The organism is Paracoccus jeotgali (genome assembly GCF_002865605.1).
Classification (GTDB): domain Bacteria; phylum Pseudomonadota; class Alphaproteobacteria; order Rhodobacterales; family Rhodobacteraceae; genus Paracoccus; species Paracoccus jeotgali.
Genome location: NZ_CP025583.1, coordinates 1,523,518 through 1,541,544 on the forward strand (window position 1 = coordinate 1,523,518; position 18,027 = coordinate 1,541,544).

Genomic DNA, 18,027 nt, shown 5'->3' on the forward strand with positions numbered 1-18,027 from the left:
CAACCCCTATGTCGTCGCGATGGCCCAGTTATCCACAAGAGAGGGACAATTCGCAACAGTCATTGTGGAATCGCCCTCGCCTCGCACCAGATACAGGCGCAGCACGCGGGGCGCTGGCAACCAGTCACTCGGCCGCGTCCCGTCCCGTGGGCTCCACCTCTCGCGCCTCATCCTCCTGTACGCCCGCCTCAGCCGGCCCCGGCAAGGCCGCGGCCTCGAAATCGGCCTCGCGATCATGGTCCATCTGGATGCGCTTGGTGGCGCGGGCGCCCAGTTCTTGCAGCATCTGCACCTGACGGATGACGTTGCCATTGCCCCGAGAGAGGCGGTCGACGGCCTGCCGGTGCGCGTCGCTGGCGCGATTGATTGCGACGCCGACATTGTCGAGCGACTCGATGAAGCCGGCCATCTTATCGTAAAGTAGCCCCGCCCGCCGGGCGATTTCCAGCGCGTTGGACTCGCGGCGCTCGACCGTCCAGACATGTTCGACGGTGCGCAGGGTCAGCATCAGCGTTGTCGGCGTCGTCAGCCCGACGCGGCGGTCCATGGCGAAGCTGGCGAGTTCCGGATCGAAGCGCATCGCCTCGGAAAAGGCGCCTTCGATGGGGATGAACATCAGCACGTAATCGACCGCGCCCTCGGCCAGTTGGTCATAGCCCTTGCCCGAGAGGGTGGTGATATGCGCGCGCATGGCCTCGACATGGCGCTTCATCGCGGCGCTGCGGGCGATGTCGTCCTCGGCGTTCACCGCCTGCTCATAGGCGTTCAGCGACACCTTGCTGTCGACGACCAGCAGCTTTTTCTGCGGCATCCGGACGATCACGTCCGGGCGCCATGTCTTGCCGTCTTCGTCCGTCCAGCTGGTCTGCACATCGTAATGGATCGACCGCTCGAGGCCGGATTCCTCCAGAATCCGTTCCAAGATCATCTCGCCCCAGGCGCCCTGCTTCTGCTTGTCGCCCTTCAGCGCGCGGGTCAGGGCGCTGGCCTCGTTGCCGATATTGGCGATCTGGTCGCGCAGCCTTGCACCCTCTTCGTCGAGGATACGGTTGCGGTCGCGCAGCTCTCGCTGGAAATGCTGGACCTGTTCTCGGAAAGGGGTCAGCAGCGCGTTCAGCTGCTCGCCATGCGTTTTCTGCATGTCCGCGCCCTGAACCCGCAGCGTCTCATTCGCCATCAGGCGGAAATGGCCGGTCATCTCCTCGCGCAATTCGCGCAGCTGGGCCAGATCATGCGCCGCGCGCTCCTGATCCTTTTCTGCCGCCAGACGAACGCTCGCCAGATCGCGTTCCAGAGTCGAGACCTGATTGCGGCTCTGGTGCAGCGCGTCGGTCAGCGAATCGCGTTCCTCGGCCAGTTCCGCCAGCCGAGCCTCGCGCGCCTCAAGCCGGGCGAGAGATTTTTCCAGTTGCAGCGACAATTCGCGGTGCTCTGATTGCAGGACGTCGTGACGCGAGGACAGATCCTCGGCCAGTTGCACCTGCCGGGCTAGCGTCTCATCCCGATGCCCCAGATCGCGCGTGGCGCCATCATGCGCCATGCGCAGATCCGCCAGCGCCCGCTGCGAGCGCCACAACAGCGCCGCCAGCACCAACACCAGCCCGATGGCGAGCCAGATCGCCGGTTCGGCCATGATCATTCCTGACAAACCGTCACCCCACATGTTCCGCTTTTGTGCCTAGCCCATGCCGCAGGGCACGGCAAGCATCAAGCCACCGCAGGGTTAATGCCGGGTTACCGGCCTAGGCCGCGCGGGCGAGCAGGAAGCGCTGCAGGCTCTGGGCATAGGCGGTGACGTCGCGGGAGTTCGCGTCGTCCTTGGCAAGCCATTCGAACAGCGGCGCCGTCCGGCCCTGCGAGAACCCCATCGACCACGACGGAAATTTTCGTGCGGCGACAGGGCCTTGGCCCAGGATGGTAATGTCTCGGTGGCGCGTGTCGGCCAGGATCGAGGCAATGACCGGGTCCAGCAGTTCCGGCGCCCCCTCGATCCATTGCAGGAACATGCCGTCTTCTGCGTGCAGAAACCCGGTCAGGCCCGCCTCGCCGTTTCTCTGGCGCGCAACCGAAAGGATGTCGTCGCAATCGCGGTCGAACGCATCGAGCCGGCCGGAACTGCGGTAAAACAAATGGGCAAGTTGCATGAATCACACTAAAAAAATGGCCAGACAAGGCTAGGACCCGCTGGCCGTGCGGCGCAAGCAAAAACTCGCGCCGGTTGATAAACAGCAACTTTTACTGGTCGAGGAAGCTGCGCAGTTTGCGCGAACGCGACGGATGCTTGAGCTTGCGCAGGGCCTTGGCCTCGATCTGGCGGATGCGTTCGCGGGTCACGCTGAACTGCTGGCCGACCTCTTCCAGCGTGTGATCGGTGTTCATGCCGATGCCGAAGCGCATGCGCAGCACGCGTTCCTCGCGCGGGGTCAGCGACGACAGCACGCGGGTCGTGGTTTCCTTCAGGTTTTCCTGAATCGCGGAATCCAGCGGCAGAACCGCGTTCTTGTCCTCGATGAAATCGCCCAGCTGGCTGTCTTCCTCGTCCCCGATGGGAGTTTCGAGGCTGATCGGTTCCTTGGCGATTTTCATCACCTTGCGAACCTTTTCCAGCGGCATCTGCAGCTTTTCGGCCAGTTCCTCGGGCGTCGGCTCGCGGCCGATCTCGTGCAGCATCTGGCGGCCGGTGCGGACCAGCTTGTTGATCGTCTCGATCATGTGGACCGGGATGCGGATGGTGCGGGCCTGATCCGCGATGGACCGCGTGATCGCCTGACGGATCCACCAGGTCGCATAGGTTGAGAACTTGTAGCCGCGGCGGTATTCGAACTTGTCCACGGCCTTCATCAGGCCGATATTGCCTTCCTGAATGAGATCAAGGAATTGCAGGCCCCTGTTCGTGTATTTCTTGGCGATCGAGATGACCAGACGCAGGTTCGCCTCGACCATTTCCTTTTTCGCCTGACGGGCCTCGCGTTCGCCGCGCTGCACCTGGTTCACGATGCGGCGGAATTCCTCGATATCGACGCCGACATACTGGCCGACCTCGGCCATGTCGCCGCGCAGCGCCTCGACCTTGTCGAGGCTGCGTTCGAACAGCGCCTGCCAGCCGCGGCCCTTGTTGGCTGACATCCGCTCGACCCAGGTCGGGTCAAGCTCGGCGCCGCGATAGGCGTCGATGAACTCGCGCCGGTTGATGCGGGCGGCGTCGGCCAGCTTGACCATGCCGCTGTCGATGGTGACGATCCGGCGGTTGATGCCGTAAAGCTGGTCGACCAGCGCCTCGATGCGGTTGTTGTGCAGATGCAGCGAGTTGACCAGCGTCACGATCTCGCTGCGCAGCTTCTGATATGCGTCCTCGGCCCCGGCGGAAAAGCTGCCATCCTCGTTCAGCGTCGCGGACATGCGCTGATCCTGCATGTCGGCCAGCTTTTCGTAGTCGAGCGCAATGGCTTCCAGCGTTTCCAGCACCTGCGGCTTGAGGCTCGCCTCCATCGCGGCCAGCGACAGGTTCTGGCCGTCATCCTCGTCCTCGTCATCATCGGGCAGAGGGTTGCCGTCGGCATCGGTTTCCTGCTCGCGCTCGGGCTTGTTGGGGGACGCCGCGTTCGCTGCCAGCTCTTCCTCGGCCTCTTCCTCCATGGCCTGACCGAAAGTCGCGTCGAGGTCGATGACGTCGCGCAGCAGGATGTCTTCGTCCAGCAGCTCTTGCCGCCACATGGTGATGGCCTTGAAGGTCAGCGGGCTTTCGCACAGCCCGAGGATCATCGTGTTCCGACCGGCCTCGATCCGCTTGGCGATGGCGATCTCGCCCTCGCGCGACAGCAGCTCGACGCTGCCCATCTCGCGCAGATACATCCGCACCGGGTCGTCGGTGCGGTCCAGCTTTTCGGTCTCGGTGGTGGCGACGGTGACCTCGCGAGAGCCGGCGGTGGTGGCCACCTCGCCGCCTTCGGGCTCGTCGCCCTCTTCCTCGTTCTCGACGACCTGGATGCCCATTTCGGACAGCATCGACATCACATCCTCGATCTGGTCGGAACTGACCTGATCGGGGGGCAAGGCCGCGTTCAGCTGGTCATAGGTGATGAAGCCACGCTCTTTCGCCTCGGCGATCATCTTCTTGACCGCCGCCTGAGAGATATCCAGAGAATGTGCGTTGTCCTGGCTGTCGTCGCGGGAGGTATCGTCGTCCTTGGCGGCCATGGTCATCCTGTCGTCAAAGTGATTCGGGGGTGCCGAATCAGATGGGGATGCGAGGTGTTTTAGACAAGATGCGGCGCGGTTGATAGGTCGCCCCACATATGAACAGGTGATTCGGGCCGAATCACCCCTGCCCCTCGCCCGATCGCGGCCGGCGTTTGGTGCCGGCATAGGCGGCCAGCCGGGCCGACAGGGCGTCGCGATCCTCGTCCAGATCGGCGCTGTCGGCAAGTTCGGGATGTTCGGCGCGGTGGCGCGCCCGCGCCGATTCGCCCATGCGCCAGGTCAGCCCCTCATCGACAAGCCCTTGAATCTCGGCCTCGGCGCGCAGCAATTCCGACAGCGCGGCCCGGCGGGCCTCGATCTTGTCCAGCAGATTGACCAGCACGGCGGCGGCCCGGTCCAGTTCCACCGGCGCCCGGATCAGCGGCGAGGCGCGGACATAGGCATCGCCCATGATGCGCTGCAACGCCTGCTGGCCATCGGTGCTTTCCGTGCCGGCCAGCAGATCGTGACACAGCGCCGCACGCGCCGGGTCCTGCGGCGCCAGCAGTTCCAGCCGCGATTCGACCCGCGCCGCAAGTCCCGGATAGGTCGCGCACAGCGCCAGCACCATCGCCTCCATCGTCGATTCGGCGGCGTCCTGCTGGCCAAGGGCGGTGGCGCGGGTCTGGGCCAGAACCGGCGGCGTGCCAAAGCTGACGCCGCGCCGCCGCTCGCCGGGGCTGGGGGTCAGGCGGCCGGCGCCGCGCCTGCCGCCGAACAGCGCGTGGCGGCGTTCCTTCAGCGTCGCCGTATAGTGGTTGCGCGTGGCCTCGTCCGGGATCACCGCGATGGCCTTGCGCAGGCTCGCATCCAGCCCCGCGCGGCGTTCGGGGCTGTCGAAATCGCGGCCCTCGGTCTCGCGCTGCCACAGCAGATCGACCAGAGGGCGGGCCTCGTCCAGCAGGGTCTGAATGGCCGCGGGGCCGCGCGCGCGCAGCAGGTCGTCGGGGTCCTGCCCCGCCGGCAGCAGCGCGAACCGCAGCGCCTGCCCCGGCCCGGTCATCGGCAGCGCCAGATCGATCAGCCGCAGCGCCGCGCGCTGACCGGCGCTGTCGCCGTCCAGCATGATCACCGGCTCGGGCGAGATGCGCCACATCAGGCGCAGCTGATCCTGCGTGATTGCGGTGCCGAGGGGCGCCACCGCGCCGCCGAACCCCGCAAGCGCCAAGGCGATGACGTCCATATAGCCTTCGGCGACGATCAGCGGCGCGCCCTTGGCCACCGCCGCCCGCGCCGGGCCGACATGGTAGAGGCTGCGGCCCTTGTCGAAGAGCGGCGTTTCCGGGCTGTTGAGGTATTTGGCCCGCGCATTCGGGTCCATCGCCCGCCCGCCAAAAGCAATCGCCCGGCCGCGCGCGTCGCGGATGGGAAAGATGATGCGGCCGCGGAACCGGTCAAAGGGCGCGCCGCCGTCATCGGGCCGCGCGGCCAGCCCGGCCTCGACGATCGTCTCGGGCGGGATGCCCTTTTCGCGCAAGGCGGTGAACAGCCCTTGGCGGCTGTCGGGGGCAAAGCCGATCTCGAACCGCTCGATGGCCTTGGCGTCCAGCCCGCGCCCGGTCAGATAGTCGCGCGCCGCCGCCCCCTGCCCGGTGCCCAGTTGCAGGCGATAATGCCGCGTCGCGGCCTCCATCGCGTCGGCCAGCGTGGCGCGGCGGTCGGCGCGGCGGGCCTCGGCCGGGTCGCGGTCGGGCATCGCCATCCCCGCCTCGGCGGCGAGGACCTTGACCGCCTCGATGAAATCCAGCCCCTCGGCCTCGCGCAGGAATCCCACCGCGTCGCCCTTGGCGTGGCAGCCGAAGCAATAGAAAAAGCCCTTCTGGTCATCGACGTGAAAGGACGCGGTCTTTTCGCCGTGAAACGGACACGGCGCCCACCAGTCGCCCTTGGCCTGATTCGAGCGCCGCAGATCCCATGTCACCTTGCGCCCGATGATGCGGCTGATCGGCACCCGGGCACGCAATTCATCAAGGAAAGCAGGCGAGATCGACATCTGGAACCCGGACTGAAACTGACAGGAAGGCGCGGTGGCCGAAACGGCGACACCCGGACCGGCCGAAGCTTACGCCCCCACCGCCCCCCGGACAAGCGCACCGTAATGACGGTAGAGCGCCTGCCGATCCAGCCGCCCGCCCGAGCGATACCAGTTCGTCACCCCGGTCAGCATCGCAATCAGCGCCATGGTCGCCAGCCGCGTGTCATCGACGCGCAGCACCCCGGCCGCGACCCCGTCATCCAGGATGTTCTGCAGCCCGTTTTCATATCGGCGACGCAGGGCGGCGATGCGGGCGTGGTTGTCGGGTGTCAGGCTGCGCAGCTCCATATAGGACAGGAACACCCCGTCGGCATGGTCGAGGCTGGTGTCGATGTGGAACCGCACAAAGGCATCCAGCCGCGCGGTGACGGCGGCGGCGGGATCGTCCTGCCAGCTTTCCAGCAGCAGCGTCATGTGATCGGACAGAAGATCGGCCAGCAGCGCCTGCTTGTCGGCGGTATAGGCATAGAGCGTGCCCGCCTGCACCCCCACCGCCTGCGCGATCTGGCGCATCGAGACGGCGGCATAGCCGTGCCGGGCGAACAGGCTGCGGGCCGCGTCGCGGATCAGCGGGCCGGTGATGTCGGCCCGCGATCCCTGCGTCCGCGCCATCAGCGCGGGATTGGCGGAGAGCCGCGCCCCGCCGCGCTGCCGATCAGGTCAAAAAAGTCCTCGGGCGCCTGCGCGCGCAGCTCGGCAGCCAGATCGCGGCCCATCGCGGCCCCGTCATCCGCCGCGCCCTCGCGCGTGCCGCGAAACACGGCAGAGCCGTCGGGCAGCAGGATCTCGCCCCGCAGATGCAGGCGGCCGTCGCGCAGCAGCGCCAGCCCGGCGATGGGCGTCTCGCAGGACCCGTCCAGCCCGGCCAGGAACGCCCGCTCGGCCAGCAGCCGCAGCGTGGTGTCGGCATCGTTGATCGCCGCCAGCAGCGTGGCCACGCGGTCATCGTCGCGCCGCCGCTCGATCCCGATGGCGCCTTGCGCCACGGCCGGCAGCATCTCTTCGGACGAGATCTCGCTGCGGGCCAGATCGACGCGGCCCAGCCGCACCAGCCCGGCCATGGCAAGGAAGGTCGCCTGCGCCACGCCCTCTTGCAGCTTCTTCATCCGCGTCTGCACATTGCCGCGGAACTCGACCAGTTGCAGATCGGGGCGGCGATGGGCCAGCTGCGCGCGCCGGCGCAGGCTGGAACTGCCGACCACCGCGCCCTGCGGCAGATCGGCGATGCTGGCGTGATGGGGGCTGACAAAGGCGTCACGGACGTCCTGACGCGGCAGATAGCAGTCGATCACCAGCCCGTCGGGCTGCAGCACCGGCATGTCCTTCATCGAATGGACGGCGATGTCGATGCCGCCGTCCAGCAGCGCATCCTCGATCTCGCGGGTGAACAGACCCTTGCCGCCGATCTCTTTCAGCGGGCGGTCGATGATGCGGTCGCCCGTGGTCTTGATCACGACGATCTCGAAGGCGTCGGCGGAGAGCCCGTGGGCCAGCATCAGCCGATCGCGGGTTTCATGGGCCTGCGCCAATGCCAGCGGCGATCCGCGCGTGCCGATTTTCAGGGTGTTTTCGGGGTCGGGCCAATGTGTCATGGGCCAGCCATAGCCGCGGCGCCCCGCCTTGACAATGGCCCGCCCCCTGCGATGAAGGGCCGCAAAGGAGAGTGCGATGACCAAGAAGATCCTCCGCGCCCTGGCCGGCGAGACATTGCCCACGCCGCCGGTCTGGATGATGCGGCAAGCGGGACGTTACCTGCCCGAATACCGCGCCACCCGGGCCGAGGCGGGCGACTTTCTGTCGCTGTGCTACGCGCCCGAACTCGCGGCCGAGGTGACGCTGCAACCGATCCGCCGCTTCGGCTTCGACGCGGCCATCCTCTTTGCCGATATCCTGCTGATCCCGCAGGCGCTTGGCAGCGATGTCTGGTTCGTCACCGGCGAGGGGCCGCGCCTGTCCACGATTACCGATGCAAGCGGCGTGAAGGCGCTGAAACCGGCGGCGGATGTGCATGAAACGCTGTCGCCCGTGTACGAGACGCTGCGCATCCTGACCCGCGAACTGCCCCGCGACACCACGCTGATCGGCTTTGCCGGTGCGCCCTGGACGGTGGCCACCTATATGGTCGCCGGGCGCGGCACCCCGGATCAGGGCCCGGCCCATGCCTTCAAGGCCGAGGATCGGGCCGCCTTTTCGGCGCTGATCGACCGCATCGCCGAGGCGACCATCGAATACCTCTCGGCCCAGATCGAGGCCGGGGCCGAGGTCGTCAAGCTGTTCGATTCCTGGGCCGGCAGCCTGAAGGGCGAGGATTTCGACGAATTCTCACTCGCCCCCGCCCGCCGCATCATCGCCGCGCTGAAAGAGCGTCACCCCGGCATCCCGGTCATCGCCTTCCCGCGCGAGGCGGGCCCCCGTTACGAAGGCTTCGCCCGCGCGACCGGCGCCGATTGCGTGGCGCTCGACCAGTCGGTCGATCCGGCATGGGCGGCGGCGCATGTGCAACGCGACGGCTGCGTGCAGGGCAATCTGGACCCGCGACACATGGTCACGGGCGGTCAGGCCCTGATCGACGAGACGCGGCGCGTGGTCGAGGCGTTCCGGGGCGGGCCGCATATCTTCAATCTCGGCCACGGCATCACCCCAGACGCCGATCCCGACAATGTCGCGCTGATGGTGGAAACGATCCGCGCGATGGACCCGGGCGACAGCGCCTAGACCTCGCCCGTCACCAGCGGCATGGACAGGATCAGGCCGACCAGTTCGGCCTGACGCCCCGCCCCGGTCTTGCCGAAGATGTTGCGCAGGTGAAAGGCGACGGTGGTCTGCGAGATCCCGATCTGCGCCGCGATCTGGTCGCGGCGCAGCCCCTCGGCCAGCAGGCTTGCGACCCGCGCCTCGGTCGGGGTCAGGCCGAACAGTTGGCCCAGCATCGCATCACCCATCGGCGCGACCCGGTCAGGGTCGCGCAGGACCAGCATCGCGCGCGCCCGACCCCCCGGCCCGTCCTGGCGCAAACGCAGCCCCGCGACCATCACCGCCGCCCCGGCCTGCAGGCGCAGCGCCTCTTCGGCATCGCCGCCGGGGGTCAGCAGGCGGTCGATCAGGGCGGCCAGCCGGCGGCCATCCTCGCCTATGCCGCTGACCCGCCCCGACAGCGTGATCCCGGCCAAAGGTGCCAGCTTGCGGGCGGACAGGTTGGCGTGAACGACGCTGCCCTCCGCGCCCAGCAGCACGACACCGAGCGACAGCAGGTCCAGCGCCGCGAGCCCCGCGCCATCCGGCTGCGCGTCGCGCAGCCGCGTCACCTGCCCCAGACGCGCCGCCACCGTCGCCCGCAGCAGGTCATAGTCGATGGGCTTGGTCAGATAATCGTCCGCCCCCGCGATCCGCCCGTCGATCACCTGCGCGCGCGAGGTCAATGCGGTCAGAAACAAGAACGGCACCACGTCCAGATCGGGCCGCCGCTGCCGCAGATGGGCCAGCAGCGCCTTGCCGTCCATGCCGGGCATGACGATGTCGCACAGGATCAGATCGGGGCGCTGGCCTTCCAGCAGCGTCAGCGCCTGATCTGCGTCGGCGGCGGTCAGCACCTCATATCCGGCATCGCGCAGGTCAAAGGCGATGTCGTCGCACAGCGCGGGCTCGTCCTCGATGCACAGGATCAGCGGCGCGGTCATGGCGCGGGCTTCGGCAGCGTCAGGGTCGCGGTCAGCCCGCCACCCGCCCGCGGCGCCAGCGTCACCTCGCCCCCCTGCAGCCGCGCCAGATGCCGCGCCAGCGTCAGCCCGAGGCCAGAGCCGGGGACGCTGCCCTGCCCCGCCCCGCGCCGGAACCGGTCGAAGGCGCGCGCCAGATCCGCCGCGCTCATTCCCGGCCCGCGATCGCTGATCCGGCACCACACCTGCCCGTGATCCGCACCCACAGCGACCTCGACCGGGCTTTCCGGCGGCGCATAGGCCAACCCATTGCCGATTAGGTTCGACAGGATCTCGGAGGTCAGCGACAGATCGCAGGCGGCGGTGACGGGCGTCTCGGGCGCAATGACCGTGACGCGAGCGGCATCAGCGGGGCGCGAGCGGGCCAGCCCCTCGACGCAGGTCTGCGCCAGTTCGTGCAGATCATGGGCGCGCAGCCGGGGCTGGATCGCATCCCGCTCTAGCCGCGACATCATCAGCGCGGTGTCCGACAGGCTGACCAGCCGCGCCACCGCCTCGCGCGAGACGGCGGCCTTTTCGGCGATCAGCGCGGCCGAGGCGGTGGCCCCGTGCCGGGTCAGCCGGTGCATGGCGCTGTCGATCACCGCCAGCGGCGTCCGCAGCTGATGGGCGATCAGATCGGCGAATTGGCGGTGGTTCTCGGACAGCTCACGCTCTCGCTCCAGCGCATGGGCCAGCCGCGCGGCCTCGATCCGGTCGAGGCGCGCGCGCATCAGCCGCCGCTCGCGGTCGATGAGGATTAGCGCGAGGCCCAGCCCCGCCAGCCCCGCCACCAGCACCGCCATCAGCGCCAGCCGATGCAGGTGCCCCAGCCGATCCAGATGCGCCGCCTGCTCTTGCCATTCATGCGACATGGCAAGGCTGGCGCTGCCGCGCAGCGTGGCAGTCAGGCGGGTCACATCCTCGGCCAGCGCGCCAAGGTCGCCCCCCGCCGCCGGGTCGTTGTCCAGCAGCGTCGCGCTCCAGCCCGACAGCACGTCAAACACACCCGCCGCCTGCAGAAACCGCCGCTGCGGCCCCTGATCCAGCAGGCCCAGCCGCGACAGCAGCAGATCGAAGCGCGTCTCGACCGCCGCTGGATCGGCGCCGTCCGACAGCGCCAGCGCCAGATGCAGCGCCTCGGCCTGGGTCTGGCCAAAGATCCAGATCATGTTCTCGGTCGCCGAAATCCGCATCTGCCGTTCAAGCGCGACCAGATGCCACGCCGCCAGCCCCAGCAGGCCCAGACAGACCACGACCAGCCCCCCCATACCCAGAAACCGCGCCCGCAGCGGGGTCATCTGACCTCGAGCCCGACCAGTTGCCAGACCCAGCGCATGTCATAGCGGATATCCTGAAGCTCGGCAAAATCGTCGCGGGGATAGACGATCCAGACCGGCCCCTTGTCGCGCGGTCCAAGCGCCTCGCCATTCATGTAGAGCGCCGCGAGGACGTCGAACCGGTCGAAATCGCTGGCCGGGATGTCGATGACATAATCGTTCAGCGCGGTCGCCCGCACGCTGTCCCCCTGCGCCCCGGCAAGCGCCAGCAGGTCGCGCATCAGCACCCCCCGAAACCGCTGCGGCCCATCGGTGACGCTGGTCGAGGTGACGAGTTCGTGCCAGCCCAGCCCCTCGAGCTGCGCCCGGCTGATCGCGACATGGCCGCCTGAGACCTTGCCGGTCAGCGTCAGGATCGGCTGATCGGCATGGGCCGGAAGGGTCAGGGTAAGCAGGGCGGTGAGGGTCAAATTGGACAGAAATACTCGCATTCGCAGAGCCTAGCACCGGAATCGCCAAAGCGGCCAGATCAATCCCTTGTCTTATGGGCCAGACCCGAGTCACTTCGCAAAAGCGGTCAGGCGCAGGACATGCAATTCGCGCCTTGTCACTCGTAAGCCGGGCGAAACGAACAGGGCCTCGAACGGAAAGCAACGAGCGAAACAAAAGCTTGTCCGCCTCGCACATCGCTTCTATCTTCACGAAAGCGTTTTCTCGGTATGGTGTTGTTTGATGAGTACAGCGTTTGACAGCCTTGCGCGTGAGTTGAATTCCGCGCCTCCCACTCGCAAGATCCGGCAGATGTTGGAGCGGACGGACCTTCCCGCCGATGTCAAGGCGCTGCTCTTTGAACTCGCCGACATCACGGTCACTGTCGGCGGCAAGATCCTCGCCATCGGCCGAAAGCTTCTGGACTTTGCGCTAAGCCTTTTGCGCGCTTTTCCCGGAATCGCCTTGGGGATCATCGTTGCCTATGTGCTCGCCGGGGTGATTGACGCTATTCCGCTGTTGGGCAAGTTGCTTAGGCGGATCATGGGACCTCTATTGCTGGCGATGGGTATTGCCATGGGTGCGCTGAAGGATTTCACTGCCGACGACTTCCGGGCACGCGTGGACGGTTTCATCGATGCGTTTCGCGCCTTGACGGAGGCCTGAGATGGACCAGGAACAGCAGCAGGCGACCGAGAGGCTCGTCGACGACCTGAACCAGGTCGAGATGGTGGTCGCGGATAGCAACAAATTCAAGTTGAAGCTTGGCATCGGCGAGGACGCCTACACCAGCCAGAAACTCTTGAATGTCTATGACCTTTTCACTGACGCTAAGAGTGCCTTTTTCTTGGGTTCGACTGGCGCAGGTTTTGCCGCCACTCTGATTCCCGCTGCCAAGGTCGGGTTGATGACGAAGGCGGCGATAGCCGTCGGTCTCGCCACCGCACCCGCGACCGCGCCGCTGGCGCTGGTCGCAACGGCTGCGGCGGGGATTGCCTCGGGGGGCGTTTATTTCGGCGCAATGCGCGCTATCAAGGGCGGAACCTCGAGGCAGGTCGAAACAATCCCGAAATTCATCAATACCCCCATCGACATTCTGGGCGCCACGCTGTTCGACATGATTGCCGGGCTGGCGCTGAAGGTCGCATCATTTTCCGGACCTGTCGACGAGAGCGAGCGCGAAGCGGTTGTGAATTATTTCTCCGAGGAATGGGGAATTTCGACCGATTATGCCCGCAAGGCTTTGCCTCTGCTGGAATTGCAGATCCGCGATCAAAGCCTGAAGGCAATGGCGAAATCGTTGGCAGATTTTCAGTTGGACAACCCGGACTGCGAGCCGGACGCGATGCGGAAGGTGATCAAGGATTTCCTGATCGAGATTGCAGAGGCCGACGGCGAACATGACGAGGCCGAAACATTGGCCATCGACGCGGTCGAACGCGAATTCGCCGCGGCATTGTCCACCCAAGCCAAATTGACGCGCAAGGCAGGGCAATATTCGTCCAAGGCGACGGATATGGCGAAAAGCGGCGGATCGGCGGTCAGCGCCGGTGCCAGAACCGCATTTCAGAGCCTGCGCGGCCGGATGTCGCGGGAAAAATAGCGACCGCGCGTCGAAGGCGGGTGGCACCACCCTCGGGGTCGCTCCCCGGGGGCTGTCTTGGCTGCGCCGAACTGCTATGACCAGAGTCGCATCAAGGGTGCCCCCGGCCGCAGACACCTATATGTCGCGGCCGGGCGCAGCCCGCCCATGTTGGAAAAGCGATGAAGATTCTCAAGCGATACACCATTTTCGCGCTGTCGGGCCTGCTGGCCCTGGCGGCGCTTGTGGCGGCGGTCCGGACCGGCAGTTTCGGCTGGTATGCGGCGGCGGCGGTGCCGGTTCTGCTGTTTCTGCTGGGGATCTATGACCTGATCCAGCGGCGGCACGCGATCCTGCGCAACTATCCGATCATCGGCCATCTGCGCTTTCTGTTCGAGAATTTCCGCCCCGAGATCCGCCAATACATGATCGAGGGAGACCGCGACGAGGTGCCGTTCAGCCGCGATGCCCGCGCGCTCGTCTATCAGCGCGCCAAGGGGGTCGAGGACAAGCGGCCCTTCGGCACGATCGAGAATGTCTATGGCTCGGGCTATTCCTGGCTGACCCATTCGGCGACGCCTGTCGCCAATACCGACAGCGATTTCCGCGTCACCGTCGGCGGGCCGGACTCCCTGCAACCCTATTCCGCCAGCCTCTACAACATCTCGGCGATGAGCTTCGGGGCGCTATCGGGCAATGCGATCCTGGCGCTGAACAAGGGCGCGCGCATGGCCGGGTTCGCGCAGGACACGGGCGAGGGCAGCGTCAGCCGCTTTCACCGCGAGGGCGGCGGCGATCTGATCTTTCAGGTCGCCTCGGGCTATTTCTCGTGCCGCAACCCGGATGGCAGCTTTTCGCCCGAACGCTTTGCCACCATCGCCGCCGATCCGCAGATCAAGATGGTCGAGATCAAGCTGAGCCAGGGCGCCAAGCCCGGTCATGGCGGGATGCTGCCCGCCGCCAAGATCTCGGCCGAGATTGCCGAGGCGCGGGGCATTCCGATGGGCGTCGACTGCATCTCGCCGCCCGCGCACAGCACCTTTTCGACGCCGATCGGGCTGATGCAGTTCATCAAGCAGCTGCGCGACCTGTCGGGCGGCAAGCCGGTCGGGTTCAAGCTGTGCATCGGGCACCGGCGCGAGTTTCTCAGCATGGTCAAGGCGATGCTGGAGACCGGCATCCGCCCCGATTTCATCGTCATCGACGGGGCCGAGGGCGGGACCGGCGCGGCCCCGGTCGAGTTCGTCAACCGCGTCGGCATGCCGATGCTCGAGGGGCTGACCTTCGTCCACAACGCCCTGCGCGGCGCCGGGCTGCGGGACGAGATCCGCATCGGCGTCGCGGGCAAGATCGTCTCGGCCTTCGACATCGCCCGCGCGCTTGCCCTGGGCGCGGACTGGTGCAATTCGGGCCGCGGCTTCATGTTCGCCATCGGCTGCATCCAGGCCCAATCCTGCCACACCAACACCTGCCCGGTGGGCATCGCGACGCAGGACCCGCTGCGCCAGCGCGCGCTGGATGTGGGCGACAAAAGCGAGCGCGTGGCGCGGTTCCACCGCAACACCATGCACGCCCTGGGCGAGATCGCGGGCGCGGCGGGGCTGCGAAATCCCAGCGATTTCATGCCCTATCACTTCATGTTCCGGCAAAAGGACAATGAGTTCCGCGACGGGAACGAGGCCTATCCCTATCTGCCCGAAGGCTTCCTGCTGTCGGATGAAGAGATCCCCGAACTCGCCGACTGGTATGCCCGCTGGGGCCGGGCCAGCGCGCACAGCTTTGACCCGCCGGAAATTCCGCACGGGCCGTTTCCGCGCAGCATGAAGCGCGCCTAGCCGTCAGCGCCGCCCTGGATCAGGCGGCGCAGTCGGGCCACGCCGTCCGCCAGCAAGGCGCGGTCGCCGCGCGATTCCGCGTTCAGCCGCAGCAGGGGTTCGGTGTTCGAGGCGCGCAGGTTGAAGCGCCAATCGCCCAGATCCAGCGACAGCCCGTCGGTCTCGTCCCGCCCGATCGCGGCGGGGCCGAAAGCGGCCTCGACCCTTGCGCGGGCGGCGGCGGCGTCATCGACGACGAAGTTGATCTCGCCCGAGGACGGAAACGCCGCCCGCCGCGCCGCGATCAGCGACGACAGCGGCTGGCCCGAGCGCGACAGCAGCCCCGCGACCAGCAGCCACGGGATCATGCCGCTGTCGCAGCAGGCGAAGTCGCGGAAATAGTGATGCGCGGACATCTCGCCGCCATAGACGGCGCCGGTTTCGCGCAGCGCGGCCTTGAGGAAGGCGTGCCCGGTGCGCGACTGAATCGCCCGCCCGCCCGCCTTTGCCACGATGTCGCGGGTGTTCCAGATGATGCGCGGGTCGTGGACAATGGCAGCCCCCGGCTCGCGGGTCAGGAACTCTTGCGCCAGCAGGCCGACGATATATTCGCCGTCGATGAAGGCGCCGGTTTCGTCAAAGAAGAAGCAACGGTCGAAATCGCCGTCGAAGGCGATGCCCAGATCTGCGCCGTGATGCAGCACCGCCTGCCCGGTCACCGGCTGGTTCTCGGGCAAGAGCGGGTTGGGGATGCCGTTGGGAAAGCTGGGATCGGGCTGGTGATGCAGCCGGGTAAAGCGCAGCGGCGCGCCCTTGGCGGCCAGCGCCTCGGCGATGGCGTCGAGGGTCGGGCCAGCGGTGCCGTTGCCGGAATTGACCAGCAGATGCAGCGGGCGCAGCGCGTCCAGATCGGCGAACTCGACCACCCGCGCGACATAGGCCGCCCGCGCCGCTTTTGCCACGTCGCGGCGCGCGCCGCCGGGCACGGCGGGGCCGAACTCATCCGCCTCGGCCAGTTGCCGGATCTGGTCCATCTGCGCGGGCGACAGCGGTGCCGAACCCGCGCCCACCATCTTCATCCCGTTGTAATCCATCGGATTATGCGAGGCGGTGACGGTGATCCCGCCATCCGCGCCCAGATCGGCGGTGGCGAAATACATCTCCTCGGTGCCGGCAAGGCCAAGGTCCAGCACGGTGGCGCCTTCATCCATCAACGCCTGCGCCACGGCCCCGGCCAGCTCGGGGCTGCGCTGCCGGATATCGCGCCCCAGCACGACCGTCCTGGCCCCCAGCGCCCGCGCGAAGCCGCGCCCGATCCGATAGGCGATGCCCGCATCCAGATTGTCGCCCAGCCGGCCGCGGATGTCATAGGCCTTGAAGCAGGTCAGCGTCATCCCTTGGCCCCCTGCCCGCGCGCATAGATGTCGTCATAACGAATGATGTCATCCTCGCCCAGATAGCTGCCGGTCTGCACCTCGATCAGCACCATGGGCAGCTTGCCCGGGTTCTCCATCCGGTGGACCGCGCCCAGCGGGATATAGACCGACTGGTTTTCGGTGATCAGCCGCGTCTCGTCGTCGATCTGCACCTTGGCGGTGCCTTCGACGACGATCCAGTGCTCGGCCCGGTGGTGGTGGCTTTGCAGGCTCAGCGAGGCGCCGGGATTGACCACGATGCGCTTGACCTGAAAACGGCCGCCCAGCACCAGCGTCTCGTACCAGCCCCAGGGGCGGTAATCGCGGGGCAGCATCTCGGCCTGCGTCTGCTGCTGGCGGCGCAGCAGATCGACGGCCAGCTTGACGTCCTGCGCGCGGTCCTTGCGCGCCACCAGCACCGCGTCGGGCATGGCAATGGCGATGATGTTGTCCAGCCCGATACCGATCAGCACCTGCGCGTCGGATTCGGCGCGCAGCAGGCTGTCGCGGCAGCCGATCGCATGGGCAGGCCCCGACAGCGCCACGCCCTGTTCGTCCGGGTCCTGCGCCCGCCAGACCGCGTCCCAGCCGCCCAGATCGGACCAGCCGTCCGAAAACGGCACCACGGCCAGATTGCCGGCCTTTTCCATCACCGCATAATCGACCGAGATCGAGGGCACCTTGGCATAGGCGCGCGGGTCGAGCCGCAGAAAGCCCAGATCCGCGGTCGCGGATTTCAGCGCGGCCGAGACCGGCTCGACCACCTCGGGGGCGTGGGTGTGGAAGGCCTGAACCATATCCGCCGCCCGCGCGAGGAAGATGCCCGCGTTCCACAGGAAATTGCCGGATGCGAGCATCGCCCGCGCCGCCTCGGCATCGGGCTTTTCCACGAAGCGCACCAGATCGACGGCACCCGCATCATCGGGCGCGGCGGCGAGTTCCAGATAGCCATAGCCGGTCTCGGCGCGGTCGGGGGTGATCCCGAAGGTCACGATCCGGCCATTCCGCACCGCCGACAGCCCGCGCCCCACCGCGGCGCGAAACGCGGCCGGGTCGGGAATGGCATGATCCGAGGGCGCCACCAGCATGATCGCCTGCGGGTCGCGGGCCAGCAGGTAATAGGCGGCGGTCAGCACGGCAGGGGCGGTGTTGCGGCCCTCGGGTTCGATCAGCACCGCACCGGGGTCAAGGCCGATCTGCTGCAACTGCTCGACCACGATAAAGCGGAAATCGCTGCCCGTGACGACCAGCGGCGCGTCAAAGACCGGCGCTTCGGGGGCGTCGGTGCCCTGCGCCGGCACAAAGCGGCGGGCGGCCTGCTGGAACAGCGTCTCGTCCCCCAGAAGCTGCGCAAATTGCTTGGGATAGGATTTCCGCGACAGGGGCCAGAGGCGCGTGCCCGAGCCTCCGCACAGCAGAACCGGAACGATATGAGGGTTGTCGTGATCCATGATGTCATCCGCAATCTTGCCAGGCTG

At 67.0% G+C, this 18,027-nt stretch carries 15 protein-coding genes; 4 read left to right on the forward strand and 11 right to left on the reverse strand.

Annotation, left to right across the window (positions count from 1 at the left end; genetic code table 11):
• Positions 1-124: 124 nt before the first annotated feature.
• From rmuC to hemC, 6 genes are all read right to left on the reverse strand, one after another.
• On the reverse strand, positions 125-1,633 hold the full coding sequence (gene rmuC / locus CYR75_RS07475; protein WP_225972896.1) for a DNA recombination protein RmuC: 1,509 nt from the start codon (positions 1,631-1,633) through the stop codon (positions 125-127).
• A gap of 109 nt (positions 1,634-1,742) precedes the next feature.
• Positions 1,743-2,144: a BLUF domain-containing protein gene (locus CYR75_RS07480; RefSeq protein WP_101499479.1), complete on the reverse strand. Its 402-nt coding sequence runs from the start codon at positions 2,142-2,144 to the stop codon at positions 1,743-1,745.
• A 91-nt stretch (positions 2,145-2,235) separates the two neighbouring features.
• Entirely contained in the window at positions 2,236-4,197 is a 1,962-nt protein-coding gene (gene rpoD, locus CYR75_RS07485) for an RNA polymerase sigma factor RpoD (protein WP_101499480.1), read from the reverse strand.
• Positions 4,198-4,318: 121 nt separating this feature from the next.
• Positions 4,319-6,232 carry a DNA primase gene (dnaG, locus tag CYR75_RS07490; protein WP_101499481.1) on the reverse strand — a complete coding sequence of 638 codons (1,914 nt, stop codon included), beginning with the start codon at positions 6,230-6,232 and terminating at the stop codon, positions 4,319-4,321.
• Positions 6,233-6,301: 69 nt separating this feature from the next.
• A complete protein-coding gene (locus CYR75_RS07495) occupies positions 6,302-6,886 on the reverse strand; it encodes a TetR/AcrR family transcriptional regulator (protein WP_101499482.1) in 585 nt (194 codons plus the stop codon).
• Positions 6,886-7,866 carry a hydroxymethylbilane synthase gene (gene hemC / locus CYR75_RS07500; protein ID WP_101500934.1) on the reverse strand — a complete coding sequence of 327 codons (981 nt, stop codon included), beginning with the start codon at positions 7,864-7,866 and terminating at the stop codon, positions 6,886-6,888. The genes CYR75_RS07495 and hemC overlap by 1 nt, the downstream gene beginning before the upstream one ends.
• Positions 7,867-7,942: 76 nt before the next feature.
• Here hemC and hemE point away from each other — a divergent pair, with 76 nt between their 5' ends.
• Entirely contained in the window at positions 7,943-8,989 is a 1,047-nt protein-coding gene (gene hemE, locus CYR75_RS07505; RefSeq protein ID WP_101499483.1) for a uroporphyrinogen decarboxylase, read from the forward strand.
• On the opposite strand, the gene CYR75_RS07510 is transcribed toward hemE, so the two are convergent.
• The 3 genes from CYR75_RS07510 to CYR75_RS07520 are packed head-to-tail and all read right to left on the reverse strand — an operon-like array spanning position 8,986 to position 11,719.
• Positions 8,986-9,951, reverse strand: a complete 966-nt coding sequence (locus CYR75_RS07510) for a response regulator (protein WP_101499484.1) — start codon at positions 9,949-9,951, stop codon at positions 8,986-8,988. The genes hemE and CYR75_RS07510 overlap by 4 nt on opposite strands.
• Complete coding sequence (locus CYR75_RS07515; protein ID WP_101499485.1) at positions 9,948-11,270, reverse strand: sensor histidine kinase; 1,323 nt, start codon at positions 11,268-11,270, stop codon at positions 9,948-9,950. The genes CYR75_RS07510 and CYR75_RS07515 overlap by 4 nt, the downstream gene beginning before the upstream one ends.
• Complete coding sequence (locus CYR75_RS07520) at positions 11,267-11,719, reverse strand: molybdopterin-dependent oxidoreductase (protein ID WP_225972897.1); 453 nt, start codon at positions 11,717-11,719, stop codon at positions 11,267-11,269. The genes CYR75_RS07515 and CYR75_RS07520 overlap by 4 nt, the downstream gene beginning before the upstream one ends.
• Positions 11,720-11,981: 262 nt before the next feature.
• Between CYR75_RS07520 and CYR75_RS07525 the strand changes: the two genes are divergently transcribed.
• The 3 genes from CYR75_RS07525 (at position 11,982) to CYR75_RS07535 (ending at position 15,155) form a co-directional block, all read left to right on the forward strand.
• Positions 11,982-12,404 (forward strand): hypothetical protein, encoded by a 423-nt coding sequence (locus CYR75_RS07525; RefSeq protein ID WP_158644613.1) that lies wholly within the window; start codon positions 11,982-11,984, stop codon positions 12,402-12,404.
• Position 12,405: 1 nt separating this feature from the next.
• Positions 12,406-13,341, forward strand: coding sequence for a tellurite resistance TerB family protein (locus tag CYR75_RS07530; RefSeq protein ID WP_101499488.1), 936 nt, complete (start codon positions 12,406-12,408; stop codon positions 13,339-13,341).
• Between the two features lie 161 nt (positions 13,342-13,502).
• Entirely contained in the window at positions 13,503-15,155 is a 1,653-nt protein-coding gene (locus tag CYR75_RS07535) for an FMN-binding glutamate synthase family protein (protein WP_101499489.1), read from the forward strand.
• Here the strand turns inward: CYR75_RS07535 and CYR75_RS07540 are convergent.
• A complete protein-coding gene (locus CYR75_RS07540) occupies positions 15,152-16,528 on the reverse strand; it encodes a phosphohexomutase domain-containing protein (protein WP_101499490.1) in 1,377 nt (458 codons plus the stop codon). The genes CYR75_RS07535 and CYR75_RS07540 overlap by 4 nt on opposite strands.
• Positions 16,525-18,000: a mannose-1-phosphate guanylyltransferase/mannose-6-phosphate isomerase gene (locus CYR75_RS07545; protein ID WP_101500935.1), complete on the reverse strand. Its 1,476-nt coding sequence runs from the start codon at positions 17,998-18,000 to the stop codon at positions 16,525-16,527. The genes CYR75_RS07540 and CYR75_RS07545 overlap by 4 nt, the downstream gene beginning before the upstream one ends.
• Positions 18,001-18,027: the final 27 nt, after the last annotated feature.

Bases quoted from the DNA above. Each gene is read 5' to 3' on its own strand.
- rmuC (WP_225972896.1), bottom strand. From the start codon at position 1,633: ATGGCCGAACCGGCGATCTGGCTCGCCATCGGGCTGGTGTTGGTGCTG.
- CYR75_RS07480 (WP_101499479.1), bottom strand. From the start codon at position 2,144: ATGCAACTTGCCCATTTGTTTTACCGCAGTTCCGGCCGGCTCGATGCG.
- rpoD (WP_101499480.1), bottom strand. From the start codon at position 4,197: ATGGCCGCCAAGGACGACGATACCTCCCGCGACGACAGCCAGGACAAC.
- dnaG (WP_101499481.1), bottom strand. From the start codon at position 6,232: ATGTCGATCTCGCCTGCTTTCCTTGATGAATTGCGTGCCCGGGTGCCG.
- CYR75_RS07495 (WP_101499482.1), bottom strand. From the start codon at position 6,886: ATGGCGCGGACGCAGGGATCGCGGGCCGACATCACCGGCCCGCTGATC.
- hemC (WP_101500934.1), bottom strand. From the start codon at position 7,866: ATGACACATTGGCCCGACCCCGAAAACACCCTGAAAATCGGCACGCGC.
- hemE (WP_101499483.1), top strand. From the start codon at position 7,943: ATGACCAAGAAGATCCTCCGCGCCCTGGCCGGCGAGACATTGCCCACG.
- CYR75_RS07510 (WP_101499484.1), bottom strand. From the start codon at position 9,951: ATGACCGCGCCGCTGATCCTGTGCATCGAGGACGAGCCCGCGCTGTGC.
- CYR75_RS07515 (WP_101499485.1), bottom strand. From the start codon at position 11,270: ATGACCCCGCTGCGGGCGCGGTTTCTGGGTATGGGGGGGCTGGTCGTG.
- CYR75_RS07525 (WP_158644613.1), top strand. From the start codon at position 11,982: ATGAGTACAGCGTTTGACAGCCTTGCGCGTGAGTTGAATTCCGCGCCT.
- CYR75_RS07530 (WP_101499488.1), top strand. From the start codon at position 12,406: ATGGACCAGGAACAGCAGCAGGCGACCGAGAGGCTCGTCGACGACCTG.
- CYR75_RS07535 (WP_101499489.1), top strand. From the start codon at position 13,503: ATGAAGATTCTCAAGCGATACACCATTTTCGCGCTGTCGGGCCTGCTG.
- CYR75_RS07540 (WP_101499490.1), bottom strand. From the start codon at position 16,528: ATGACGCTGACCTGCTTCAAGGCCTATGACATCCGCGGCCGGCTGGGC.
- CYR75_RS07545 (WP_101500935.1), bottom strand. From the start codon at position 18,000: ATGGATCACGACAACCCTCATATCGTTCCGGTTCTGCTGTGCGGAGGC.